The organism is Corallococcus sp. AB030 (assembly GCF_003668965.1).
Classification (GTDB): Bacteria; Myxococcota; Myxococcia; order Myxococcales; family Myxococcaceae; genus Corallococcus; species Corallococcus exiguus.
In genome coordinates, this window is record NZ_RAWQ01000540.1 from 1 (window position 1) to 379 (window position 379).

The window sequence follows — 379 nt, forward strand, 5'->3', positions numbered from 1 at the left end:
CACTGAATTTAAGTTGTAAGTTTGGATAATGGTTTGTATTTTACTAATTTTTTCTCATAAAAATAGACCGCCGTAGCAGTCTATTTGTAATCAGAGAAAGAAGAAAAATTCTGATTATGGCGTTTTAGGCGTTGCAGCAGCTGGAGCTTGATTTGCGGTTTGCAGAACTTGCCAAACATTCCAGCGACCTTGTTTCTCAATTTCCTGAATCAGACGGTCTGCCACTTCAGCTTCTTGCGGGTATTTCACTTTATAGTTTGCCAAGGTTTGAGCCGCATTTTTTTTCTGTTCCAGCGCAATATAATTATTGGCTGCAGCAAGATAGGCTTCCTGAACGCCAGCTTTCATGGCTTTGTCCAGATAAGGAATCGCTTCACGT

Annotated in this window: 1 pseudogene; it reads right to left on the reverse strand. The window is 40.6% G+C overall.

The features are described from left to right. Positions 1-114: 114 nt before the first annotated feature. Positions 115-379 (reverse strand): annotated as a pseudogene (locus D7Y15_RS43975) (hypothetical protein); the annotation flags it as partial.